The 26338-nt window shown below is 54.7% G+C and carries 21 protein-coding genes; 16 read left to right on the forward strand and 5 right to left on the reverse strand.

Features of this window, described 5'->3' with window-relative positions:
* Positions 1-93 precede the first annotated feature (93 nt).
* The 4 genes from CPA45_RS11805 to CPA45_RS11820 all read left to right on the forward strand — a co-directional run bounded on the left by CPA45_RS11805 (position 94) and on the right by CPA45_RS11820 (position 6106).
* Positions 94-2367 carry a xanthine dehydrogenase family protein molybdopterin-binding subunit gene (locus tag CPA45_RS11805; protein WP_096651746.1) on the forward strand — a complete coding sequence of 758 codons (2274 nt, stop codon included), beginning with the start codon at positions 94-96 and terminating at the stop codon, positions 2365-2367.
* Entirely contained in the window at positions 2367-3335 is a 969-nt protein-coding gene (locus tag CPA45_RS11810) for an XdhC family protein (protein WP_096651747.1), read from the forward strand. The genes CPA45_RS11805 and CPA45_RS11810 overlap by 1 nt, the downstream gene beginning before the upstream one ends.
* Positions 3325-3915 (forward strand): nucleotidyltransferase family protein, encoded by a 591-nt coding sequence (locus CPA45_RS11815; protein WP_096651748.1) that lies wholly within the window; start codon positions 3325-3327, stop codon positions 3913-3915. Before CPA45_RS11810 ends, CPA45_RS11815 begins: the two co-directional genes overlap by 11 nt.
* Before the next feature lie 199 nt (positions 3916-4114).
* Positions 4115-6106, forward strand: coding sequence for a methyl-accepting chemotaxis protein (locus CPA45_RS11820; RefSeq protein ID WP_096651749.1), 1992 nt, complete (start codon positions 4115-4117; stop codon positions 6104-6106).
* A gap of 133 nt (positions 6107-6239) precedes the next feature.
* Here the strand turns inward: CPA45_RS11820 and katG are convergent, their stop codons facing one another.
* Positions 6240-8393, reverse strand: coding sequence for a catalase/peroxidase HPI (gene katG, locus CPA45_RS11825; protein WP_096651750.1), 2154 nt, complete (start codon positions 8391-8393; stop codon positions 6240-6242).
* Between the two features lie 663 nt (positions 8394-9056).
* On the opposite strand from katG, the gene pqqA reads away from it, so the two are divergent.
* From pqqA to pqqE, 5 genes are all read left to right on the forward strand, one after another.
* A complete protein-coding gene (gene pqqA / locus CPA45_RS11830) occupies positions 9057-9128 on the forward strand; it encodes a pyrroloquinoline quinone precursor peptide PqqA (RefSeq protein WP_009722990.1) in 72 nt (23 codons plus the stop codon).
* Between the two features lie 69 nt (positions 9129-9197).
* On the forward strand, positions 9198-10121 hold the full coding sequence (pqqB, locus tag CPA45_RS11835) for a pyrroloquinoline quinone biosynthesis protein PqqB (RefSeq protein WP_096651751.1): 924 nt from the start codon (positions 9198-9200) through the stop codon (positions 10119-10121).
* A gap of 53 nt (positions 10122-10174) precedes the next feature.
* A complete protein-coding gene (pqqC, locus tag CPA45_RS11840) occupies positions 10175-10963 on the forward strand; it encodes a pyrroloquinoline-quinone synthase PqqC (protein WP_096651752.1) in 789 nt (262 codons plus the stop codon).
* Positions 10964-10994: 31 nt separating this feature from the next.
* Entirely contained in the window at positions 10995-11336 is a 342-nt protein-coding gene (pqqD, locus tag CPA45_RS11845) for a pyrroloquinoline quinone biosynthesis peptide chaperone PqqD (protein ID WP_096651753.1), read from the forward strand.
* Positions 11326-12549, forward strand: coding sequence for a pyrroloquinoline quinone biosynthesis protein PqqE (gene pqqE, locus CPA45_RS11850; protein ID WP_422822035.1), 1224 nt, complete (start codon positions 11326-11328; stop codon positions 12547-12549). Before pqqD ends, pqqE begins: the two co-directional genes overlap by 11 nt.
* Before the next feature lie 74 nt (positions 12550-12623).
* Here the strand turns inward: pqqE and CPA45_RS11855 are convergent, their stop codons facing one another.
* The 3 genes from CPA45_RS11855 to CPA45_RS11865 are packed head-to-tail and all read right to left on the reverse strand — an operon-like array spanning position 12624 to position 15847.
* A complete protein-coding gene (locus tag CPA45_RS11855) occupies positions 12624-13223 on the reverse strand; it encodes a rhodanese-like domain-containing protein (protein ID WP_096651754.1) in 600 nt (199 codons plus the stop codon).
* 7 nt (positions 13224-13230) lie between these two features.
* Positions 13231-14004: a pentapeptide repeat-containing protein gene (locus tag CPA45_RS11860; RefSeq protein ID WP_244287594.1), complete on the reverse strand. Its 774-nt coding sequence runs from the start codon at positions 14002-14004 to the stop codon at positions 13231-13233.
* A gap of 58 nt (positions 14005-14062) precedes the next feature.
* Entirely contained in the window at positions 14063-15847 is a 1785-nt protein-coding gene (locus CPA45_RS11865) for a methanol/ethanol family PQQ-dependent dehydrogenase (protein ID WP_244287596.1), read from the reverse strand.
* A gap of 542 nt (positions 15848-16389) precedes the next feature.
* Here CPA45_RS11865 and pedF point away from each other — a divergent pair.
* From pedF to CPA45_RS11900, 7 genes are all read left to right on the forward strand, one after another.
* Entirely contained in the window at positions 16390-16809 is a 420-nt protein-coding gene (gene pedF, locus CPA45_RS11870) for a cytochrome c-550 PedF (RefSeq protein WP_096651819.1), read from the forward strand.
* 20 nt (positions 16810-16829) lie between these two features.
* A complete protein-coding gene (locus tag CPA45_RS11875; protein ID WP_244287595.1) occupies positions 16830-17651 on the forward strand; it encodes a quinoprotein dehydrogenase-associated SoxYZ-like carrier in 822 nt (273 codons plus the stop codon).
* Positions 17648-18592: a quinoprotein relay system zinc metallohydrolase 1 gene (locus CPA45_RS11880; RefSeq protein WP_096651756.1), complete on the forward strand. Its 945-nt coding sequence runs from the start codon at positions 17648-17650 to the stop codon at positions 18590-18592. Before CPA45_RS11875 ends, CPA45_RS11880 begins: the two co-directional genes overlap by 4 nt.
* 11 nt (positions 18593-18603) lie before the next feature.
* Positions 18604-20361, forward strand: coding sequence for a S9 family peptidase (locus CPA45_RS11885; RefSeq protein ID WP_096651757.1), 1758 nt, complete (start codon positions 18604-18606; stop codon positions 20359-20361).
* A gap of 211 nt (positions 20362-20572) precedes the next feature.
* The gene (gene ercA / locus CPA45_RS11890; RefSeq protein WP_096651821.1) at positions 20573-21736 is read left to right on the forward strand and encodes an alcohol dehydrogenase-like regulatory protein ErcA; all 1164 of its coding nucleotides are present in this window, start codon (positions 20573-20575) and stop codon (positions 21734-21736) included.
* Positions 21733-23430, forward strand: a complete 1698-nt coding sequence (locus CPA45_RS11895; protein WP_096651758.1) for a PAS domain-containing hybrid sensor histidine kinase/response regulator — start codon at positions 21733-21735, stop codon at positions 23428-23430. Before ercA ends, CPA45_RS11895 begins: the two co-directional genes overlap by 4 nt.
* Positions 23423-25621, forward strand: coding sequence for an insulinase family protein (locus CPA45_RS11900; RefSeq protein ID WP_096651759.1), 2199 nt, complete (start codon positions 23423-23425; stop codon positions 25619-25621). Before CPA45_RS11895 ends, CPA45_RS11900 begins: the two co-directional genes overlap by 8 nt.
* On the opposite strand, the gene CPA45_RS11905 is transcribed toward CPA45_RS11900, so the two are convergent.
* A complete protein-coding gene (locus CPA45_RS11905) occupies positions 25611-26282 on the reverse strand; it encodes a response regulator (protein WP_096651760.1) in 672 nt (223 codons plus the stop codon). The genes CPA45_RS11900 and CPA45_RS11905 overlap by 11 nt on opposite strands.
* Positions 26283-26338 lie beyond the last annotated feature (56 nt).

Genomic DNA, 26338 nt, shown 5'->3' on the forward strand with positions numbered 1-26338 from the left:
GTACACACTACAATTTTATCTTAATTTTTGCCAAGTACTCAGCTCAAACTGACACAATCACACGAAACTCAGAGCTTGCTCGGGAGGCACGTTATGGCTGTTAAATCAGACTTTACAAGACAGTCACTGCTGCTTGACCCCGACCTTCTGGTTATCTATCGAGACCCAATCACACCTCCCAAGCCTGCGCCAGGACAACCGGGCACACACTCGGAATTCACCCCACTCGAGCCCGAAATCTTCATTGCTGTATTGAGCGACGGACATATCCTCGCATTCAACGGACACGTGGATTTAGGCACCGGCATACGCACGGCACTGGCGCAAATTGTCGCTGAAGAGTTAAGCGTGCCTTTTGACAACGTCACGATGGTACTGGGCAACCCCTTTGAGGTACCCAATCAAGGGCCTACTATTGCCAGCGCGACCATACAAATCACCGCCGAACCACTGCGCCGAGCAGCGGCGCAAGCGCGGGAATATCTGCTCACGCTGGCGGCACGCCACCTGAACGTCGAGCGCGAGGCACTTCGCTGCCAAGACGGGTATATACAACACACTAGCGATAAGCACCTTGCATCAGTTAGCTATGGCAAGCTGCTCGTCGGTGCCCGACATGCGCTGAAATTAGCTGACAGCGCCCCTCTTAAGTCAATTAGCGATTACACATTAGTAGGACTACCTACCTCTCGTGTGGATATACCTGACAAAGCCACCGGAAAATTAACCTTTGTGCATGATCTACGCCTACCCGACATGCTACATGGGCGTGTCATTCGTCCACCTTATGTGGGCTACGACAGCGGTGATTTTATGGGTGACAGCTTAGTAGCTGTCGACGAAAGCTCCGTGACGCACTTGCCGGGTGTGGTTAGCGTCGTCGTCATAGGCGACTTCGTGGGCGTTGTGGCTGAGCGGGAAGAGCAAGCCGCAGAAGCTGCAAGGCAGCTCAAGATTGAGTGGCGCCCTATCCCAGGCCTGCCCCAATTGGATAATATCGAGCAAGCGCTGCTGGAGCTACCCAGCAAGCAACGCGTACTGCTCGAAGAGGGCGATGTAGACAGCGCCCTTGCCGCTGCAGACCAACCGCTCAGTCGCCACTACGTTTGGCCTTTTCAACTGCATGGCTCCATAGGCCCCTCTTGCTCTGTTGCCAATGCCAAGAAGGACGCACTACACCTTTGGTCAGGCACCCAGAACCCACATAGCCTACGAGCCGATCTCGCCCGCCTTACCGGCTTAGATGAAAGTGTCATTACGATTACCCGCATGGAGGCCTCGGGCTGCTATGGACGCAACTGCGCTGACGACGTTGGCGCCGATGCGGTGCTGCTTTCCCAGGCGGTGGGGCGCCCGGTGCGTGTACAATTAACCCGCGAGCAGGAGCACACCTGGGAACCTAAGGGGGCAGCCCAATACATGGCCATTCAGGGTGGTTTGAATACCGACGGCAGCCCTGCTGGTTATCGCTTTAGCACTCGCTACCCCTCTAACAGCGCACCGACGCTTGCGCTACTACTAACCGGGGCCGTTCCTCCTATCGATATCCCCTTTGAGATGGGTGACCGAACATCGGTACCGCCTTACCGCTACCCCCATCGGCAGATTATCTGTGAGGACGTGCCCACCCTGGTGCGTGCCTCCTGGCTACGCGGTGTCTCAGCGCTACCCAACACTTTTGCTCACGAAAGCTATATCGATGAACTTGCCTATTTGGCGGACGAAGATCCTGTCGCCTATCGGTTGCGTTACCTAACTGACGCCCGCGCCCGCGAGCTTGTCGAAGCACTAATTAACCGCGCGAACTGGCAACCCGGCATTGCCAACGCCAATCCAGCCAGCAATGGCGATTGGCGCTATGGCCGCGGCTTTGCTTATGCCCAATACGTGCATAGTAAATTCCCTGGCTTTGGTGCTGCGCTAGCTGCTTGGATCATTGAGCTTAAGGTGAATGTGCAGAGCGGCCGAATCGTCGTCGAACAGCTATACGTAGGCCAGGATGCCGGTCTCATGGTAAATCCCGCTGGGGTGCGACATCAGGTGCATGGCAACGTGATCCAGATGCTCAGCCGCACGTTAAAGGAACGAGTCACCTTTGAAGATGGCCTACCTACCAGCAAAGAGTGGGGTGGATACCCAATCTTGCGTTTCTCTGAGCTTCCTCCCATCGACGTCATGCTGCTTGATCGACCTGAGCTGCCGCCATTAGGCGTCGGTGAGTCCACCTCACTGCCTGGCGCCCCTGCAATAGCTAACGCCCTCTTCGATGCCACGGGGGCTCGTTTTACGCACCCTCCCTTTACCCCTGAAACAGTGCGCGACGTATTAAAAGGGTATTTTCAGCAGCCGTTGGAGGCAGTCCTTTAATGCACCACCTAGATCTACAGGTGATTGAGCGCGCACTTAAATGGGCCAACCAGGGGGTGACCGTGTGGCTCTGTACGGTACTGAAAACCTTTGGTTCGTCACCTAGGGAACCAGGCGCCATGCTGGTCACCTGTCAAACAGGTGAATACGTGGGTTCACTGTCAGGTGGATGTGTCGAAGAAAACTTTATCGTCCGGCTCCAAAATGGCGCGTTTGACGAGCCAGTGCAGCGGGTGCGCTATGGTGGTGAGGATAGCCCAACAGATATCCGTTTACCCTGTGGAGGCAGCCTTGAAGTGCTGGTTGAGCGGCTAGTGCCAAACACCGAAAACCTCATCCACCTGGAAGTGATGCATGCCACTCTACTGGGTCGCCAACCGCTAGCCCGCTGCGTCAGGCTGGATGGCAGCGGTAAGCGCTTTAACCCCTCAAATAACACCGAGCCTGCCGTTACTTTCGATACGGCTAGCGTCAATATCCGCATCGGCCCTGCGTTACGACTGATTATCGCGGGGGTCTCCTCAATCTCATCCCCCTGTGCACTATTTGCCCAATCGCTCGGCTTTGAAGTGATCGTTTGCGATCCCAGAGATGGGATCCGGAAGAACTTCAACATACCCGGCGTAGAAGTACAGGCAGTGCTGCCCTCTGTATTTATCGCCTCAGGCGCTTGCCACGCTAACACTGCCGTTGTCGCTTTGACCCACGATCCGCGTATTGATGATTTAGCGATAATTGAGGCCGTTCGTACGGAGGCGTTCTACATTGGCGTGATGGGCTCCCAGCAAACCTCGCAACAGCGTGCCAAAAGGCTGCTACGTTCCGGAGGTCTGACGGAAACCCAAGTAGCAAGAATCGCCATGCCGATTGGGCTCAATCTGGGTAGCAAAACACCGGCTGAGATAGCACTAGCCGTGATGGCCGATATTGTTCGCCTCTATCGTGGGAAAGAGCGCCATGCCTTGTAGTGATGTTATCGTCATCGTGATGGCAGCAGGCCAATCAAGCCGCTTTGGCAGTGATAAAAGAGTCGCCAAACTGAGTAGCGGAGAAACACTACTTAACACCACTTTACTGACTATCCAGAAACACTTCTTACATAGCTGCGTTGTGATTAAACCCGAAGATAACGCCCAATCACTTGGCCTATCATTAATGACTCCCACCATTATTAGCCCTCACAGCTATTTAGGTCTGGGATTCAGTATCAGTGATGCTTTCACACATTTAATCCAAGATAAAGATATGCACCACTATCGTGCTGCGGCGATATGGCTTGGAGACTTACCGTGGGTAAGTCTTAAAACATGCAGCTTATTAACCAAACTGGCCTCTCCAGAGAGCATCATACAGCCGCTACACCAAGGAAAACCGGGGCATCCCGTTATTTTTGGGAGAAAATTTTGGTGTGAGCTAGCACATTTAGACAACGAAAAAGGCGCAAACTCCGTCATTAAAAAGTATAGCAACCGTATTGTTAACGTCACAACAAGCGACCCAGGCGTGTGCTCTGACGTCGACTACCCTGATGATTTAATCAAACTATAAAACAACAAAAAGATACATGAACGCTATATAACAACCCAATAAAAATTACATTAAAAGATGAAAATATTGAGCAAGCGCATTATCAGCCGCAAGTGAATAGCGGTAGTAGTATAACTTCCAGGGAACCATTAAACAGCCAGAGTATGACACTTACCAACCCGCCTGGGATCTACTTCTGGCCAACACTACGAGGCAACAAATGAAAAAAATTTCTCGTCTTTCACTGACGCAGAAACTTCTGGCTGCGGTCGCCATTCCGCTATTTGTGGTGGCCATTATTCTCGGCATTGTCGTCAATCAACAGCTTAACCGGGCGGTCACTGACCTTGTGGAAAATGCGAGTACCAACCAGGTAGAAGCACGTGCAGATGAAATCAGCCGCTGGATTGCAGGCCACCGTGATTGGATAGCCATATTGGCTCAAGACGAGCGGCTCGCAGAGGATTTTCCCATCAACGATCATTTGGGCTGGCTGGCAAAGCGGCATCCTGCAGGTACCACCATTGAATCGCTATTTTTCAGTAATGCAACGGGCGCTACCTTAACCCATGCAGGTGTGGCACTGGATGTCACGGAGCGCGCTTATTTCAAAACCCTCGTCACCGAGGGCACCAGCGATAGCCTACTCATTGATCCTGTGGTCTCTATGGTCAGCGGCCTGCCCACAGCGATTGTGGCCGACACAGTGTTTGATGAGCGTGACCATCGAGTAGGCTTACTGGGTATGACCGTTTCTATGGCGGCAGTCTCTGATATCACCTCAGCAATCGATGTAGGTGAAGGTAGCTACGGGTGGATGATTGACAGTCAGGGCCAAGTGATTGCGCACCCGGATGAAGACTCACGCATGACGCTGAATTTCACCAGCGCCGACCAGCATGGCTACCAAGGTATGGATAACCTCAGCCAGGAGATGCTAAGTGGGACAGCGGGTTCGGGGGTGGTAACACTCCCTAATGGCCAACGCGACGCCATTATGTGGAGCCCAGTAGAGGGAACCTCATGGGTAGTCGGTGTGAATGTGCCCCTCAGCACCTTCACAGCGGTGACTAGCGACCTGTTACGCTCTTTGCTTATTGCTGGCGCGCTGCTGCTTATTATTTTATTACTCATCGTCGCATATGCTGCTCGACGTGCGCTTGCCCCAATTAAACAAACGGCCAGTGCCATGGCGGATATTGCCCAAGGAAAAGGTGATCTAACACGCCGTTTAGAAGCCAAAACCCAGGATGAAATTGGCGACCTTGCCCATGGGTTCAATGCTTTTGTAGAACGTATGCAGTCCACCCTTCAGGAAGTGCGCCAAAACGCTCGCACGGTATTGTCAGATGCCAGCGATATGGCAGCGGGTACTCAAGAGCTTTCGTCACGCACCGAACAAGCGGCGGCCAACCTCCAGGAAACATCTGCCTCAATGGAGCAAATTCACTCCACGGTCTCGCATACCTCCCAGGCTTCGGAACAGGCGAACAGCTTGGCCCTTGAAGCCGCTAGTGCCTCAGAGCGCGGCACTGAGTCCATGAACCACATGGAAGCCAAGATGTCTGCCATCAACGAATCCGCTAATAAAATCAGCAATATTATTGGCTTAATTGACTCGATTGCTTTTCAAACCAATATCTTGGCACTCAACGCATCCGTTGAAGCGGTCCGAGCCGGTGAGCAGGGCCGTGGGTTCGCCGTGGTTGCCAGTGAAGTACGCACATTGGCCAGCCGCTCAGCCTCGGCCGCTCACGATATTCGTGCTTTGATTGATATGTCCGTTACCCACTCAAAAGAAGGGGGCGACATCGTCAAGGCAGCGGCTGAACGCATGCAAGAAATTCGACAAAGCGTCACCCAGGTGTCGGATGTAATCGCTGAAATTGCTGCCGGTGCTCGGGAACAAACCACTGGCATCCAACAAGTCAACACAGCGGTTGCCGAGATGGATATGATGACCCAACAGAATGCTACCATGGTCAGTCAAAGTGCAACGCTTGCCTCTAACATGCGTGACAACGCTCAAAGGCTTGATCAATTGATGAGTGAGTTTGTGCTTAATGAAGGTGGCGCTTCCACCACCGCGCTGCCTTATACTGCATCTCACCAAGCGCGCCCTACCACAGGCGCTGCATTACCTCCAACACCCAAACGCCATACCCCGCCCGCTAAGCAAAAACATGAAGTAGCAGAGTGGGAAGCCTTCTAGCTCCTCATCATTAATAAAGCTAAAAGGCACTCGACTGGGTACCTTTTAGTGGATACACCTCGGTATAGCGCATAACAAAAAAACCCGCATCCAAAGATGCGGGTTTACTTGCTTGCACTAGCACTCATGGTATTTAAGCGACGTCAAAGCGATCCGCGTTCATCACTTTTGTCCAGGCAGCAACAAAGTCTTTAACGAACTTCTCGCCGTTATCATCCTGAGCATAAACTTCTGCGTAGGAGCGCAGCAGTGAGTTAGAGCCAAACACCAGGTCAACGCGAGAGGCAGTCCACTTAACGGCACCGGTAGCACGGTCGCAGATTTCGTAAGCGTTTTTGCCTACCGGCTTCCAGCTATTTCCCATATCGGTCAGGTTGACGAAGAAGTCGTTGGTGAGCTGGCCTTCACGGTCAGTGAATACACCATGTTTGGTACCGCCATAGTTAGTGCCTAGAACACGCATACCACCCAGCAACACGGTCATTTCCGGTGCTGTCAGGCCCATCAGTTGGGCGCGATCCAGCAACATCTCTTCCGGCTTAACCACGTAATCTTTCTTCTGCCAGTTGCGGAAACCATCCGCCAGCGGCTCAAGGGGTTCGAAAGAGTCAGCGTCGGTCATCTCGGCAGAGGCATCACCACGCCCTTTCAGGAACGGTACCCTTACATCGTAACCTGCGGCTTTAGCTGCTTTTTCGATACCCACACTACCTGCCAGTACAATAACATCTGCGATGCTGGCACCGGTGTCGGCAGCGATCTGCTCGTATACGCTCAGTACTTTTGCAAGGCGCTCTGGCTCGTTGCCTTGCCAATCCTTCTGTGGGGCCAGACGAATACGGGCACCATTAGCGCCGCCACGCATATCAGAACCACGGTAAGTGCGTGCGCTATCCCAGGCAGTGCTAACCATGTCACCGATGCTCAGGCCGCTTGCAGCGATTTTCTGCTTAACAACTTCCTCGCTGTAGTCGATGCTGCCGGCCGGAACCGGATCTTGCCAGATTAACTCTTCCGCAGGGACTTCCGGGCCGATATAGCGGGCTTTCGGACCCAGGTCACGGTGAGTCAGCTTGAACCACGCTTTAGCGAAGGTCTTTCTAAAGTACTCAGGGTCTGCGATGAATTTTTCGCAAATAGCCCGGTACGTTGGGTCCATCTTCATCGCCATATCCGCATCGGTCATGATCGGATTGTGGCGGATAGAGGGGTCGCTGGCATCAACCGGCTTGTCTTCTTCTTTAATGTCGATGGGTTCCCACTGATGGGCACCGGCAGGGCTCTTTCTTAGCTCCCACTCATGACCGAACAGCAGGTCGAAATAGCCCATATCAAATTGCGTCGGGTTGGTCGTCCAAGCGCCTTCAATACCCGAGGTAACGGCATTACTCGCCTTACCATGCATATTGGGATTGCCCCAGCCAAAGCCCTGATTTTCAACATCAGACGCTTCAGGCTCAGCCCCCAGCGCACCGGCATCGCCGTTACCGTGACATTTGCCCACAGTGTGGCCACCTGCTGTTAGGGCAGCAGTCTCTTCATCATTCATCGCCATGCGGGCGAAGGTTTCGCGCACCTGCTGGGCTGTTTTGAGCGGGTCGGGCTGACCGTTAACGCCTTCAGGGTTAACGTAAATCAGCCCCATTTGAACCGCCGCCAGCGGATTTTCCATGGTTTCCGGCTTTTCAACGTCGCCGTAACGCTCATCAGAGGGCGCTAACCACTCTTTTTCATCGCCCCAATAGATATCTTTTTCTGGATGCCAGATATCTTCACGGCCGAAGGAGAAACCGTAGGAAGGCAGCCCCATAGATTCATAGGCAACTGTACCGGCCAGAATCATCAAGTCTGCCCAACTGATTTTATTGCCGTACTTTTTCTTGATTGGCCACAGCAGGCGGCGCGCCTTATCAAGGCTGACGTTGTCGGGCCATGAGTTGAGCGGTGCAAAACGTTGGTTACCGGTCCCAGCGCCGCCGCGGCCATCGGCAATGCGGTAAGTACCAGCAGAGTGCCAAGCCATGCGGATCATCAGGCCACCGTAGTGGCCCCAGTCAGCAGGCCACCACTCTTGGCTATCGGTCATCAGCGCGTGGACATCTTGCTTCAGGGCATCAAAATCCAATGTTCTTACCGCTTCGCGGTAGTCAAAGTCAGGATCCATCGGATTCGTTTTGCGGTCATGCTGGTGCAAAATATCCAGGTTCAATCCTTCAGGCCACCAGTCTTTATTAGAAGTGCCTGTGGAAGTATTGCCGCCATGCATTACAGGACATTTACCACTCATCGTTATCTCCCTCTGACTGCTGCATACCTTGGGCAAACCAAGGAAACAAATGGTGAGCGCCTCGAGGAATTTCTGCTTACACCACCTGCAAGCAAGAGAACGCTTCACATACATGTCACTATTTTTAAAGCACCTTGGCGATAGCTACAATTTGCATTTTACGACCAGCCCTATAGCTAACAGCTATGACCATTCCCCTCCTTGTACAACGCAGTTTCAGAGGGGCTGTCTTTTAACCAGGGCCAGTAGACGGTGATTGCATTATTAGTATTTGCCAATCGCTGCGCTGTTATTACCCTTGCATTTAGAGACATATGCTGTTGAAGGCATACGTTCCAAAAAGCAGGTATCTATTTATATATCCAGCTTAGCTGATTTCACGTTAGTTACTTTATCTCTCCATAACAATATATCTCGATCACAAACACCCGCTATTACAGCCTATCTCCATCACAGCGATCGCCATATCAGCATCTCCCCAGCCCACCACCACCCAAAGGGTGAGGAAACTACTCCCAAAGTAGCGCATGCAGTACACGCCACCAGTGCTTAACTTAAAGAGTGGGCTTGGCAGTAATCTCCAATCCCGCTCGATGTAACACTTATAGCAATACTCACAGCAACACTCACCACAGCATGCTTAACAACGCAGGAGAGTTTTCTATGTGGACGAAACCGACTTATCAGGATATGCGCCTAGGCTTTGAAGTAACGCTATATATCTCCACCCGCTAGGCCGCAGCCCCTACCCACCCTTCCTCGGGTAGGGGCTTAACTGGCAATGCACACATGAGAGGCCCGTCTATGCAGGTTTTAGTACTAGGGGCCGCCGCAGGTGGCGGCTTTCCTCAATGGAACTGCAATTGTCCAAACTGTTTCAATGTCCGCCAAGATAGCGCTGATCATCAGCCACGTACTCAGTCATCCATTGCGTTAAGCGTGGATGGAAAACAGTGGTTGCTATGTAACGCTTCACCCGATATCCGCGCCCAGCTCAACGCCAACCCAGAACTATGGCCGGGCGAGCTGCGTGGCAGCGGCATTCGAGGTGTGCTGTTAGTAGATGCACAGATTGATCATGTCACCGGGTTACTTTCCCTAAGAGAGGGCTGCCCGCTGGATGTGTGGTGTACCCCTAATGTACATAGCGATCTGTCTAGTGGGTTCCCGCTGTTCCCCATGTTGGATCACTGGGGTGGGCTGCGCTGGCAGCCAATTGGCTTGGAAGATAACCGCGATGTTGCTGAGTTTTCGATTCCTTTTCTACCCGATATCGCGCTAACCGCCTTTGCGCTACACAGCAATGCCCCACCCTACTCACCGCGACGCGGTTCGCCCTCCTGTGGCGATAATTTAGGGCTGTATATTGTCGACCGACGCAGCGGCAAGTCACTGTGTTATGCCCCTGGGCTTGGCAACCCCACACCACTGGCCATGCGTTTTCTGAACGCCGCTGATGTGGTGATGGTAGATGGCACCTTATGGGAAGACGATGAAATGCAGAGGCTAGGCGTTGGCACCTCAACTGGTCAGCAGATGGGCCACTTAGCGCTCAATGGCAGCGGTGGTATGTGTGAGCTGCTTAACGAGTTACCCAGCAGTACACGGCGCATTTTGATTCATATCAACAACACTAACCCGATTTTAGACCGCGCGAGCCATGCGGCAAAAACACTCCAGGCCTCAGGCATCGAAACCGCTTATGACGGTATGAAATTTACGCTTTAGCCGTACCTTGCATAGCAATGAAACCCGTGAAAATAGCCATCAGGAGGCCAAACATGGTGCTGACAGCGATAACTCCCTGTGGTTCTTCTGCTCCACTCAGCCGTGAGGCGTTCCGTGAAGCGCTGATGAGTAAAGGGCAGTACTACCACCTTCACCACCCCTTCCAGCAAGCGATGGCCAACGGAGAGCTTAGCCGCGAACAGCTCCAAGGTTGGGTGGCTAACCGTTTTTATTATCAGTTGATGATTCCCCAAAAAGACGCCGCGCTACTGGCCAACTGCCCAGATGCCGCTACTCGCAGACGCTGGGTGCAGCGTCTACTAGACCATGACGGCCATGCAGGAGATGAGGGCGGGATTGAAGCATGGCTGGCGCTCGGCGAAGCAGTGGGCCTCCCCCGCCATACGCTGCTCTCCCAAGAGCACGTGCTACCTGGTGTTCGCTTTGCGGTGGATGCCTACCGCCACTTTGTGGCCAGCGCGCCCTGGCAGGAGGCAGCGATCTCTTCGCTTACAGAACTGTTTGCCCCACTTGCCCACCAAAACCGCTTGGACACCTGGCCTCAGCACTACCCGTGGATTAACGAGCAGGGCTATCGCTATTTTCGTAAGCGGCTAAGTGAAGCCCGCCGAGATGTGGAACACGGCCTGGAAATTGCGCTCAACGTATGTACCACGGTAGCACTGCAACAGCGTGCACTGGAAATCCTACAATTCAAACTGGATGTGCTGTGGAGCATGCTGGATGCCATGACCATGGCCTATCAGTTAGACCGCCCTCCCTACCACACCGTCACTCAGGAAGCGGTGTATCACCGTGGACTTGAACGCTCAACTTATTAAGCTTTGATTGACCGGCTTTGGGGAATTCACCATGTCACAGCAGCTTACTCAGACACAAAAACTCGCCCAGATACAAAAGAACCCAGTAGCCCAGCAAGACATTTACCAACTGCGACGCGGCTGGCGATTACAGTGGGAAGCTATACAGGGCTGCCACGTCATTCTCTATCCCGAAGGCATGGTCAAGCTCAGCCCAACCGCTGGGGCGATTCTTGAACAGCTTGATGGCCACCAAACCATCGCCGATATTATTGCCATACTGCAACAGCGATATCCGGATGCCGATAGCCTGGCAGACGATGTGTTGCAGTTTATCAATGAAGCCCGTGACAACGGCTGGCTGGCCGTGAAGGAGGTTCATTGTGGTCAATGAAAAAAACACAGTGACTCATAACGGCGTTAATCCAAGCGCTGAACCCACCTCACCTCCCTTATGGTTGTTGGCTGAGCTTACTTACCGCTGCCCGCTGCAGTGTGCTTACTGCTCTAACCCGTTGGCCTTTACCCGCTACCAAAACGAGCTGGATACCGAAGCGTGGTTTAGTGTGCTGCGCCAGGCACGGGCCATGGGTGCGGCTCAGTTAGGATTTTCCGGCGGCGAGCCTCTGATCCGAAAAGATTTAGAAGTGTTGGTCAGCGAAGCGCGCCAGCTAGGGTTTTATACCAATCTGCTAACGTCTGGCGTGGGTCTTACTACCCAGCGGGTAGACGCCCTTGCAGAGGCGGGTCTGGATCATATCCAGATTAGCCTGCAAGCTGCCGACCCCGAACTGGCCCAGGCACTAGCAGGCTCTGCCAAGGCGCACGCCAACAAATTAGCCATGGCCAAAGCCGTCAAGGCCGCTGGCTATCCCATGGTGCTCAACGTTGTACTGCATCGGCATAATATTGATCAAATTGGCGCGCTAATAGCACTCTGCGATGAGCTTGGGGCAGATGCTGTTGAGCTGGCCAACTGCCAATATTACGGCTGGGCGTTTTTGAATCGCCAAGCGCTGATGCCCACCCGTGAACAGCTGATACGCGCTGAAGCGGAAACCAACCGCTGGCGGGAAACACTGGCAGCACGGGGCCGTGATATGTCGCTACTGTTTGTAGTGCCCGACTACTTTGAGCAAGCACCCAAAGCCTGCATGGGAGGATGGGGTAGTATCTTTATGACGGTTGCCCCCGATGGCGCAGTGCTACCCTGCCATAGCGCTCGGGAGCTACCTATGGCATTTCCCAACGTAAAAGAGACCTCACTGCAGGACATTTGGTACCAAAGTGATGCCTTCAACCGCTTTCGCGGCACTCAATGGATGCCGACGCTTTGCCAACAGTGCGACGAGCGCGATAAAGATCATGGTGGCTGCCGCTGCCAAGCCTATTTGTTAACCGGCGATATGACCGCCACCGACCCAGTGTGCCAGCACTCTCCCCAACATGGGCTGCTAGAAAACCTGATAGCGGATAATCTCCAAAGCACGCCGGATCAAGCACCTCTTATTCCCCGTAATGCCCGCCAATCAAAGCACTTACAGTCGCAGGATGGTTCAGCGATATCCACCCACCGCCAAATACCCGAGCTGATTTATCGTCAATAACCGTGTTATCAATAACTTTGCCATCAATGACTGTGCTATCAATAACCAGGCCATCATTAACCAGGCCTGACTGATTAAGGCCCGCAGGTTTCCCACTCAGCATGAGCGGGTAACTGTGGGCAAACCGCCGCTAAAGCGCCGCCACTCGCCTGCCAGCCATCCACCCCGTTGGCATACCAATAAACCTCTTCATAGCCCAGCGCTTGGGCACGGCGAGCTGCGTTCCAAGCCAGCCAGCAGTCGGCACGACAGAAGAATACCAGCGGTGCTGCCGGGGTTTGCTCACGCAGTGCATCAAGTGCATCGGTGAAGTAGTCGATCCACTCATCAGCTAAAGCAGGGGAGCCAACGTTGGGCAGCCAAATACTGCCAGGGATGGTTAAGTGGGGACGATCTTGTAAAAACATGCCGTCATGCCAGGTCAGCATGTAAACATCCACCAAGATGACCGGCGGTGACGCCACTAATTCATGAAAAGCACCATCGTCCAGCTCGGTAACCCCGGGCAACGGCGCAGTCACCGGCGTACGATAAGGCGGCAGGCGGTAGCCTTGCTGGTTAAACAGCGCTGATGGCTCTTCGGCAGTTGCTGTCACATTGACAAGCATTCCACTTAGCCAAACAACCAACGCCACGTTGCGGCGCACTACGTGCGCCGTGCGTTTGGTCGCCATACGCTATTCAATCCCAATCAAATGGGCAGGCAGTACACCCCTCCATTTGCGCTAGCTGGAAGTTACCATAGTGGATGCGTGCACCGGTCATATCGGCATTATTCAGGCGGGTAATATTCATTTTAGCCTCCTGCAGATTAGCATCACGCAGATCGGCACCGATGAGATTGACCTTATTCATCCAGGCCATTTCCAAATTACTGCCTAACAGAATAGTCTCTTGCATGCTGGCCCCCGTTAGGCGAGCAAACTCAAGATTGGCACCGGTTAAGTCGGCATGGTCAAAGGTCGCGCCTTGGGCGTAAATACTCCAGCTATCTAGCCCGACTAAGCTGGCGTATGAGAGATCCGCACCACGCAGGTGAGTGTTGGGCATACGCGCCCGGTTGAGATTGGCATGGCGTAGCGACGCACCTTCGAAATCAACGCTGCGTAGATTACTGTGGCGAAAGTCCGCATTATCTAAATTACTGCCCGCAAAGTTAGCACCTTGCAGATCGAGGTTGGAAAAATCACCGCCGGATAGATCCATATTGGCGCACTGCGTACCAGGCACCAGTTCACAGCCATTAAATACCGGAGGCTCAAAATCATCATAACTACTATAGCTATAATCACTATCACTACTGGTTGCTGAAGCGCTGGCGGCAGTGCCGACCGCCCCTATACAGAGTCCCCCTATACAGAGTCCCCCTATACTGAGTAAAAAACCTACTAGGGGACGCGCTAGATGTCGAGCAGTGTGGCAGCGGTATGGATGTTTGGCGTTACGATTTTTCATTATTATTCTCTCCATCTAAAAAAGGGCGGCTAATGCCGCCCAAGCACACGCAAATAGCTTAACGATTAGCCAAATCTTGGACGAAGGAAGGCAGCTTAAAGACCCAGAACGAGCCACCTTGTGCAATCGGCCGTGTCAGGTCAGCCATATCACCACCCCACAGCGGGACAGCACCGCCATAGCCTGCTGTGACACCGATATACTGCTCACCATCCATTTCCCAGGTAATGGGTGGTGAGATGATGCCGGTGCCTACCTGGAATTTCCAAAGCTCCTCGCCAGTTTCAGCATGGAAGGCTTTGAAGTAGCCATCCCCAGTGCCGGTAAATACCAGATTACCGTGGGTAGCTAACACCCCTGCCCACAGCGGCATCGGCTCTTTGTGCTCCCAGGCGAACTCACCTGTTAGCGGATCAACGGCACGTAAAATACCGACATGGTCGTCGTACATACGCTTAATACGGAAGCCCATGCCCAGGTAAGCAGCCCCTTCCACGTACTCAACCTCTTCGGTCCAGTAGTCTTCCTTCCAGTGGTTACCCGGTACGTAGAACAGTCCTGTGTCTTGGCTATAGGCCATGGGATTCCAGTTTTTGCCGCCAAGGAACGGTGGCGACACCTCAACGACTTCAGAGCGGGTTTCACCCTCTTCAAGACGCGCTGGACGCTGACCCTCCACCTCCACCGGGCGCCCTGTTTCCAGGTCAATGTGGGTTGCCCAAGTGATGTTATCGACAAACGGGAAGGCATTAATCAGCTCGCCATTGGTACGGTCGGTGATATAGAAGAAACCATTGCGATCCGCGTGGGCACCCGCATTGACCGTTTGGCCACTTTCATCTTCATATTCAAACAGCACGATCTCGTTATTGCCTGAGAAATCCCATGTATCATTGGGCGTGTGTTGGTAGAACCACTTCACTTCACCGGTTGATGGGTCAATTCCAAGCTGGCCTGACGTATAGAGGCTGTCATAGTCAGCCGGGTCGCCATCTTCCGAGGTGCGTGCCCAGCCATTCCAGGGCGCAGGGTTGCCTGCACCGATAATGATCGTGTTGGTATCGGGGTCAAAACTGGCACTCTGCCACGGCGCACCACCACCTTGGCTCCAGGATTGCACTTTGCCGGTTTCGCTATCTGGGTCATCGGGCCAGGAAGGTGCACTGGCATCACCGGTTGGCGTGCTCTCTTCACCGTTCAAGCGCCCCACATGGCCTTCAACGAAGGGCCGCATCCAGATCTCTTCACCAGTCTCGACGTCACGGGCGTAAAGCTTGCCGACAATGCCAAATTCGTTACCTGAAGAGCCATGTATAAGCATTACACGGCCTGTTTCCTGGTCTTCCACAACGGTGGGCGCCCCGGTCATGGTGTAACCCGAACGATGATCGCCAAAGCGCTCGCGCCATACCACATCCCCCGTATCTTTATTCAGCGCCACGATGCCCGCATCCAGCGTACCGAAGAACACCTTATCGCCGTATATGGCCGCGCCGCGGTTAACCACATCACAGCAGGGGCGAATATCACTGGGTAGGCGGTGGTTGTAGGACCACAGCCGCTGGCCGGTACGCGCATCAATGGCGAAAATACGAGAATAGGATCCGGTAACGTAAATCACCCCGTCATGGATTAGTGCTTGGGACTCCTGGCCCCGCTGCATTTCATCACCAAATGAGTGCGACCAAGCGGGGGAAAGCATTGCTACGTTGTCAGCATTAATTTGATCAAGTGGGCTGTAGCGCTGCGCTTTCACGCCCATGCCATACATCAACACGGTTTCAGTGTTGTTATGGTCATTGAGAATATCATCCCAGGTCACTTGGCTAGCGTTAGCTGTCATGGCAACGCCGCCTACGCCTAGCGCAGAGGCATAAGCAACGGCGGCGGTGAGCGTACGCAGGCGAAAGGGCCACGAAATTTTGCGAACTAACGTGTTGTTATTGGAAGCGTATGTCATGGGTTTTCCATCCGAGTAATGATCACAATGCAATGGCTATCAAGCGGCCAAGCTGCTGCTTGCGTGGTGTTTGCAAGACTAAGCTCAGCTTAGAAGCTCGGATAAAAAACCAACCTACCCCTCCAGTCGCGTTCTCATCCTGATTTAGCACTACTTCCAAAGGAGGAGGCTAGCGATGCCTAAGGTGCTATAGGTGTTGCAAGTCGGCCTGCCTATGCTCACTCAAGTGATGTGACACTGACCCCTTGAGGAGTTTTCCCATGACGCTACTTATTACAAAAACGCTACTTACAAAAACAGCATGTACAAAAACAGCACGTACAAAAACGGCGCTTATAAAAACCATACCGACAACAACGCCACCTACGAACAGCTTCACAACTGCTTCCCAGCGCTTCACAAACCTATCCGGCCAAGTAGCTGCTATCGCCCTTGCTACTCTGCTGGCAGCCCCGCTGGCTTGGTCACATGGTGATGTCACCCCCCAGCCAGTTGATATTAAAGGGCTAGAGCTCCTTGGTGACGAGTGGCTGGAAGAGAACCCCTACCGTGAAGACCATCCCCAGCACGAACTAGCGGTGGATATCGGTGCCCGTGCCTATAACAGTAATTGCGCTGCTTGCCACGGGCTAGAGGCAAAATCCGGTGGCATTGCTCCTGATCTACGCGAGTTGGAAAACGGCACGTGGGGCGATGAGTGGTACAAAGAGTTGGTCACCAACGGAGCCGAACGCAACGGTCGCGTACTGATGCCACGTATGTCCGATTACGTTAGCCAAGAAGGACTATGGGCCATTCGCACTTGGCTGGAAACGGTCAGTATGGAAACTACTCAAGGCCAATAGCACACATAGCGGGAGGCATCATGGCTCTATCAACCCAGGCGTTTATCCCTTATCGACTCGCCATGACCTACGTGGCGCTGACCTGCTTATTGGTCACCTCATTGGCACCGATGGCTCACGCAGCATCGGCTAGCAGCGCCGAGCAGGACCCGCTTAATTCGTTTATGTGGCCCGTCCACCGTGAAAGGTTTCTGGGTGACTCCCCAGTGGTATTTGATGAGCGAGTTATCGTTAACGCGCCAGGGTTCGCCGAGGACTCAGGACAAGTGCCTATTGAGTTAGACGCCAGCGCTCTGGAAGTCAGTGACGAGCCGATTACCAACATCGTCGCCTGGGTGGATCTCAACCCTATCCCTCAGCTGTTTAGCTACTCACCAATGAGTCACGGCCTAGCCAAGCTATCGCTGAATATTCGCTTGGAACAAGCTTCCGCCGTGCGGGTAGCGGTGAAACAGGGGGGGACCTGGTATGTAGGAGGCACTTACATTGAAGCAGAAGGCGGCGGCTGCACCACTCCCGGTATCGCCACCGCCGACAACGACTGGGAGAACACCTTCGGCGAGCTACAGGGCCGCTTGTTTGCCAATGACGCAGAACAGCGCCTACGGGTGCGGCTGTCTCACCCGATGGATAGCGGCTTGATTCCCAGCCAGCCGGCCTTCTACGTGCAGTCCTTTGAGCTGCTCGACCAACAGGGCCAGCAGGTTGCTACACTGGATATCGAAGCATCGGTGAGCGCTAACCCAACCTTAGGGTTACATATGCGCCCCTCCCCAGGCGGCTATGTGATTGGCGCCAAGGACAACAACGGCAACCGCTTTGCCATTGGTTTACAGCCATGAAAGCATGTTTTCTGGCCGCCTTAAGCACACTGCTGATCACGCCGCTGGCGGCCAGCGAATCCGTCATGTTTTGCGAACGTCCACTCATGGCGCAACAGGTCGCGGAAAACACCTGGATGGTGGAAGGCTTAAAAGAAGAGCTTTCTAGCAACAACTGCGGCCATATCGGTAACCAAGCGTTTATTGTCACGCCCAACGGCGTCATTCTCATCGACAGCGGCAGCAGTCCGGCATTTGGCGAAGCATTAAAAACACTGATTGCTCAATACACCTCCCAACCCGTACGCTGGGTACTCAATACCCATCACCATCCCGACCACTTTTTTGGTAACGCCGCCTTTGGCGAGGCACAGCATCTCACCTTAGCCAGCACTCGCGCGTTAATGTCACGGGATCGTGAAGCACTGATTGATAACGTAGAGCGACTGACCGGACGCACCCTTGAGCGCTCCCACATCGCGTTGCCCGACGTAGTCGAAGCAGGCGAACTCATGCTGGAGAGCTACCCACTCACGCTTTTCGCTCTGGGCGGCCACAGCGGTGGAGACTTGGTCATTATGGATGACTCCACCGGCGTGCTGTTTCTAGGTGATATGGGTTTCTACCAACGCGCGGCTGCCACCGCTCATACCCCTGGCCTCCACCAGTGGCAGGAAGAACTGAACGAACTACGAACCCTAGATGCCAAAATTGCTATACCGGGCCACGGCCCCAGCGCGCATCCCGACACAATTATTGATCAAACGGCGGGCTATCTCGCCTGGTTGGACCAACACTTAAGCGCAGTGGCGAGCGAAGGGTTAGGGGCAAATCACGCACTGGCCGTCGAGATCCCCGGCGCGTTCAGCGCCCTGGCACTCGCCGAATACGAGCTCACCCGCAGCATTATGCAGCTTTATCCCCGTTACGAAGCTCGGCTGCTGTGGGACACTCCACCATAAGGAGCACACCAATGCTGCTTACCCTGGCAGATGCCGCCGAACCCACCGACACATTGGCCGAGCTGCACAGTGACGCCCAGGCTATTTACTGGCTGGCCCGTTGCCCACTGACCGGCACCATGCAGCTTTGGCAATGGCGTGCCGACAGCAGCGAGCCGCCGCACTGCTTGGTAAACGATGCGGTAGGTAGCCGTGTGAACCAGTATGGTGGCGGCAGCTATACGCCCCTGCTAGGTGATGTCATATGGGTACGCCAGCATGACCAGGCCATCATGCACACCGACGACCAAGGTGTCAGCCACTGCTGGCAGAAGCGCCCGCAAACCGCCTACGGCGGACTATGCGCTGACCCTAAACGCCAACGGATATTGGCGGTGGAAGAAGATGTCCATGGGCAGCGTCTGGTGGCCATTACAGGCAGTAATCGACAGATATTGACAGAAGGGGCTGATTTCTACGGCGCGCCGATATTAAGCGACGATGGCAACTATTTAGCCTGGGTACGTTGGTCACTACCCCATATGCCTTGGCAGCGCAGCCAAATATACCTCGCCCAGATGACACCCAGCGGCCAGCTCACAGAGACTCAGCATTGGGATTTTGGCGCAGCACTTAGCCAGCCGCAATTCGGCCCTCGCAACGCGCTGATCTGTATGAGTGACCACACTGGCTGGTGGCAACCCTGGCAGGTTAACTTGACCACCCCACGTTGCCTCAGTGATGACCCCGTCGATCACATCTCCACACCGTGGCAGTTGGGCGAACGTCAGCACGCCTGGCGAGACCATCGGCAAATCTACTGCCAGTTGCACCAGGGAGCGGCTCACCTTTACCGGCGCACCGGCGAGCAGAAGGCAACTCTCCTAACCGAGCCTGGCCGCGTGGCGAGCATCGCGCTGGCCGAGCACGGCGACTACGCGATTGTGCAAAGCGCTACCAGTGGCGCCCAGCTTATACGCTTTGCTGAAGAGCACTCACACCATCGCCTGGTGGGCCGGCCATTGACACTGACGACGACCCCTGCCCAGTGGCTGGAAGCCCCGGTTGGCAACGCAGGCGAAACGGTTCAAGGTTTTTTCTACCCAGCGCTTGCCGACGACTCTGCACCACTAATCGTGCGCGTTCACGGCGGACCAACCGCCGCCACTTACCCGATCTACGACCCGCTGGTCGCTTATTGGCAGCAGCAGGGCTTTCATGTACTGGATATCAACCCACGGGGCAGCGGTAACTTTGGCCGCCATTACCGAGAGTGTTTAGCAGGCCAGTGGGGCATCAGTGATACCGACGATGTGACTGCCCTGGTTGATGCTGCCTGCACACGCTTTCCGATAGACTCAGCGCGCTGCTTTATTCGTGGCCAAAGCGCTGGCGGGTTCACTGCACTCAATGCCCTGGCGGCCACCTCGCTATTTGCTGCGGCGACGAGCCTGTACGGCGTGACCGATGCGTTAACGCTAGCGGCAAAAACGCACCGTTTTGAGTCCGGCTACTTGAGTTGGCTAATTGGCAACGACTCTCTGCTCACCCAGCGCAGTCCTGCCTATCAGCTCACCCGCTGCAAACGCCCTTTGCGGGCACTGTTTATTCAGGGTGGCCAAGACACTGTCGTGGTGCCGGAACAGACCCACGCCATGGCGCGGCACATTGAGCACTATGGTGGCCAAGCTCACACGCTGCTGTTTGCTAACGAACGCCACGGTATTCGCCACCCGACAGCCCGCCAAACCATGCTGGACCGTGAGCTACGCTTTTATCAACATTTCTAACAACGCTTGCCTTAGTACTTGCATCAGTACTTGCATCAGTACTTGCATCAGTACTTGCATCAGTACTTGCATCAGTACTTGCATCAGTACTTGTATGAGCACTTGTATCAACGACGCACGTTTACCCTATAGCGACAGCACCAAGGTCGTAGCGCCACAACCCCCGAAGGTGCTTAAGATAATGGTTAACAACGATAAGCAGGACCGACCCATGACATCGCCACTCACACAGCTGCGTAAGTTTGTCGCTCCTGAAATTATTTTTGGCGACGGGGCACGCCACGCTGCAGGCAACTACGCCACCACCTTTGGCGCAGAAAAGGTGCTCCTGGTATCCGACCCAGGCGTGCTGCTGGCAGGCTGGGTTGCCGATATTGAAGCTAAACTGCTGGAAGCCAACATTGCTGTTGAACGCTTTACTGCCGTATCGCCCAACCCACGGGTCGATGAGATTATGGCCGGTGCCGAGATCTATCGAGAAACCGGCTGCAAGGCGATTGTGGCGATAGGCGGCGGCAGCCCCATGGACTGCGCCAAGGGGATTGGCATCGTCACCGCCCACGGCGGCCACATTCTCGACTTCGAGGGTGTGGATACCATTCGCGTGCCGATTCCTCCACTGATTTTTATTCCTTCAACGGCGGGCACCTCGGCGGATATTTCTCAGTTTGCGATTATTTCCGATCAGCAGCGCCGCATGAAGTTCTCAATCATCAGCAAGGCAGTGGTGCCGGATGTGTCGCTGATCGACCCTGAAGTCACCATGACCATGTCGCCCTACCTCACCGCCTGCACCGGGGTTGACGCGTTAGTGCATGCCATTGAAGCCTTCGTTTCAACCGGCAGTGGCCCACTCACTGATGCCCATGCTTTAGAAGCTATGCGTTTGATTAGCAGCCATCTCGAAGCGCTGGTCGCCAACCCCGCCGACGGCGAGCTGCGCGCCCAGGTAATGCTGGGCAGCATGCAAGCGGGGCTAGCATTTTCTAATGCCATCCTGGGAGCGGTACACGCTATGTCCCATAGCTTGGGCGGCTTTTTAGATTTACCCCATGGCCTGTGCAATGCGATGCTGTTAGAACACGTGGTCGCCTATAACTACGAAGCCGCACCAGAGCGCTTTAAACGGGTCGCCGAGGCAGTCGGCATCGACTGCCGGGGGCTGTCACAGCAGCAGGTCAAACAGGCGCTGTTCCAGTACCTAGTCGATTTAAAGCACGCAGTTGGCCTAGGGGGGACGCTTGGCAAGATGGGTGTCTCACGCAGCGACGTGCCGTTTCTTACCAACCATGCGCTAGGCGATCCCTGCATATTGACCAACCCTCGCCGCTCCAACTCACGAGACGTGGCAGTGGTGTACGAAGAGGCGCTATGAAAAAAGCCAACGACCCGTCAGGTTTTTCGGTCAGCGACCTGCTCGGGCTCGGTCAGCAGTCAGCACGCAAAAGCTACTATCGTGAGCTTTCTGTGCGTTTAGAAGAGCTTGAGGTTGAGCGCAACCGCTATAAATGGCTATTTGAAAACGCGCTACACGGTATTTTTCAAGCATCGCTTTCCGGCACGCTGCGCGCTGCTAACCCCGCGCTCGCCGCCATGCTCGACGACCCTAGCGTAGCGCATACGCTAGAGCGTTGTGCGCGCTTTGACGCGCTATTTGTCAGTAGCACAACTGGCCAGCAGCTACGCGACCTGCTGATCGTTCAAGGACACGTAACATGCCAAACCACCTTGCTACAGGGGGCTTCTGGTAACCAAGTGCCCGTCGCCATTACGCTGATCAAGAAGCCCGCCGAACTTGCCGGCGACGAAGACCTGATCGAGGGCTTTGTGGCAGATATTACCGAACGTGAGCGTGCCCGCCAGCATTTAGAAACACTCAATGCCCACTTGGAAGCACGGGTAGCTGACCGCACCCAGGAACTTGAACGGCTCAACGAAGCGCTTAGAAGCGCCCGCGATGCCGCTGAGTTTGCGAATCAGAGCAAAGACCGCTACTTAGCCGCCGCTAGCCACGACCTATTGCAACCGATGAACGCTGCACGGTTACTCGTGGCTTCGCTGCAGGAACGGCTGACCGACAGCGATAACTTAGCCTTGATTGAAAGCGTGCAAAATTCATTGGAAGGTGCCGAAGCGATTCTTTCCGACCTGCTGGATATCTCCCGTCTGGACCATGGTCAAGTGCAACCCCAACTGCGCCACTTTAAACTCGACGATATCCTGTGCAATCTCGCCGATGAGTTTGCTCCAGTAGCGCAGCGCAAGGGGCTAACGCTGCGCTATGTACCTTCACATCAAGCGGTAACCAGCGACCCTTATCTACTCAGCCGTATTGTGCGCAACTTTCTTGCTAACGCCTGTCGCTATACTCAGCGCGGCGGCATCTGCCTAGGCGTTCGCCGTCATAGTGACGATAGGCTGGCCATTCAAGTGGTCGATAGTGGTATCGGTATTCCCGAAAGTGAATATCAGCTTATTTTCCGTGAGTTTCACCAGCTCAACGCCACCCGCGCACGGGATCGCCAAGGTGTAGGTCTGGGGCTTGCCATTGTGGAACGGATTAGCCAGCGCCTCGAGCATCCGCTTGCTGTACGTTCAGCGCCGGGCCAGGGCTCCTGTTTTGCAGTTGAGGTGCCCCGAGCCAGCGGCATCTCCTTTAGCCAAATACCCTCCCCCAGCGCACCGCCTTCGGCTGGCGATGAGTTCGAAGGGCTTCGCGTACTGATACTGGATAACGAGCCGACTATTCTCGAAGGTATGGCACTACTGCTAAGCGAATGGCAAATCAGTTGCGATACCGCACTGGACCTGGATGCTGCAAAAGCCTGCCAGGAGGCACCAGATATGCTGTTAGTAGACCTGCACTTAGACGACAACGTCACTGGCCTGGAGGCCATTCGACAGCTGCGCCAGCACTGGCATGACCCACACTTACCAGCCGCTATTCTCAGCGCCGACCGCTCCGACCACTGGCAACGCCGACTTCGCCATGCGGGCGTGCCGCAGCTAAACAAGCCGGTACGCCCTGGAAAACTACGCGCACTGCTGCGTAGTCTGCTCAATGGCTAGGCTGAGCTTTCCCCAGGCTTATACCTCACTGCCTAACGGAGCGCAGGGAGTACTGGCCCACGCGCCACACTTAGCCCGCGCTCACGTCAGTATCGCTATTTCGGCAGGCTATCTGGATGAGCCACACGCCCTACCAGGGTTGGCCCACTTGCTGGAGCACGTGCTCTCCACTGCCCCGCTGGCTGCATCACCTAATACCAGTCTGCTAGCTTGGTTTACCCAGCACCAGGGCAGACTGAACGCCCGCACGGATGACTACGTCACCGATGTGCACTTTTCGATACCGGTCAGCAAGCTAGCAGCGGCAGCGATAACGGTTGCCGCCCAGCTGGCCAACCCACGTATGCCCCTACCGACTATTCACGCCGAGGTCGCGGCCATTGATGCCGAGTGGCAAGCTCGCCAACATAGCCGCCAGATGCAGCGCCTGGATGCTCTCGCGGCATTGGCTAACCCACAGCACATCGGTGCAGGCTGCCGTCACGGCAACGCACAAACGCTGGGCCAGGACGCAGAGGCACTATTAAAGATGCTGACCAGATTTCACCGCGACCATTACCACGGCGGCCGCGTTAGCATCGCGATGATCAGCTCCTGGCCCATGGAAGAGATGGGCAGCCTTGCCGAACACATGGCAGCGTTGTTTACCCCACCGCCACCTCAAGCACCAACGCTAGCCATAACGCCCCGCTGGGGCCGCTTACCCAACGCAAAGGTGAGAGAGTCTAACGAGAGAGGGGCTAACAATAACGTTGAGTATTTCTGGCCACTGCCGTCGGTCACTTCATATCATCAGTTTAGCGCCCTTATCAACTTAGCTGATTCGCTAAACCAGGGCCACTTAGCTGAGCAGCTGCCTGATTCGGTTACTCACTACCACGCCACTACCGCCCCTGCTGGGGCAACGGATAGCTTTAGCCTGCAGCTTAGCGGTGCTTTACAACCAGACGCAGTGCTGGCACCGCTGACCGACCAGCTCAACCAATGCATCAGTGGTCTAGGCTTTGACATACTTCGCGAACGTGGCAACGCTTGGCAACCACCTACCGATACCGTACAGCTAGCCCCTGCTTGGTTTGCACACGCCCGCCACCAAGCAGTTGCTCGCCGCTACGCCACGCTACCTGCTAACCACCAGCCATTAGCGGGTTCTATGTTCACCATTGGCAATGCTCGCTGGCTAATAGGAGATGCGCCAACGGCCCCTGCTGCTGCCACTTTTGACATAAAGCCAACACCTCCCCCCACAGTGCAGTGTTGGTATGGCCAGTACGATGTTCAGGCTGATTTCAATACGCTTACCGATGATGCCTGGGCGGCCTGCTTTATACCTGGAGCAGTGATCGTACCCAGCCCACTAATCGCTCAGTGGCTAGCCCGTCAGGGTATGGTCTTCAAGCAGGAGAACTCGCCTCGCGGCAGTTGGGTGATGGTCGTCGGCAGCAGGGCGAACCATGCCATGCTGGCGCTGTTGGAAGCAGCGACATTAGCGCTACCCGCAGCCCAAGAAGGGCTGCTAGCTCAACAATTGATACAGCGCCTAATGTCACTGCCTGCCACGCCAGCGGTATGGGTCTCCCATCAGGCGGAGTCAGGCACAATCACTCAGGCAGTTGCCGACCTCGTTAGTCGCTTACCAACCTATGCTGGCAACATATCTGGAGGCACTCCATCAGCCGCCGGTTCCCACCCAGCGAGTACCGCAGTAATGCGCACGCTGCGTTTACCAGGCACGCCTGTTCAACGCTGGCTATTAGCGGTCGCGGAAACGCATCACAGCGCACTATTTTTTCAACAGGCACGCGACAAACATCGCTTGGGCTATGTGGCAGCGGTTCGTAGGGGCGATGGTGCGCCCTGCTCGCTGGGCTATGTGGTGCAAACCCAAACCAACGAAGACGTAGGCTCTATTGAGGAAACGCTTAAGGCGATTACCGGTGCCCTATGGCAAGGGACGAATAGCACTCAGTGGAAACAACCAGCCACTCCAACAGCGCCTGAAACGCCGTTGGCCGCGCTGATCATCCAGTGGCAAAGCCTACTTTCCGGTGCCGTTCAGCCGTTACATCGGCTAGCGTGGGAAAACCTTACCCCGGAAGCATTTACCGAGTTACTAACTCAGCTAAACACCTTCGGACGCTGGCAAACCCACCGACTGGATAGCACTGGCCACTATCTCGTCAGCGATTGAGGAACTGTGAAAAATCGATATCGTTAGCCGATAAAACTGCCTGTACGCGGCTGGTAACCCCCAGTTTGCGCAAAATAGCCGACACATGGGCCTTCACCGTGGTTTCGGCAATATTCAGGTGATAAGCAATCATCTTATTGGATTCGCCACGGGTCATGTGCTCTAGCACTTGCAGCTGTTTACGGGTGAGCAGTCGTAGCTGCTCTGCAGTAAAGCCCTGCTCCTGGTGACGGCGCTTGTGAATGCTATCTGGGGCACGCATGGCCTCGGCAGGCAGAAAGATATTCCCCTCCAGCACCTGGGCAATGGCGAGGCACATCTGATCACGAGGCAATGACTTGGTAATAAACCCCGCCGCACCACAGGAGACCGCCTGAAGGATAATCTGCTTATCCTCTTCAGCCGAGACAATCACCACTGGAATAGTGGGTTGCTCGTTGCGCAGCTGCAAAAGTCCCGTTAAGCCGTTCATTCCCGGCATATTTAAATCTAGCAATATCAAATCAATATCAGAGTCTTGCTGAGCATGGGCGAGGGCCGCATCGAAGTTTTCCACTTCGATAACGTCAGCATCTGCATAAGCCTCACGGACCACACGTGCCATAGCCTCGCGCACCAGGGGATGGTCGTCGGCAATCAGGAATTTGTAAGTCGCTGTCATTATTATGGTTGCCTATGGTTAAGCTAAATCCCGCTTACGGTATCCTGTTTAACACT

It is taken from the genome of Vreelandella nigrificans (assembly GCF_002374315.1).
GTDB lineage: Bacteria > Pseudomonadota > Gammaproteobacteria > Pseudomonadales > Halomonadaceae > Vreelandella > Vreelandella nigrificans.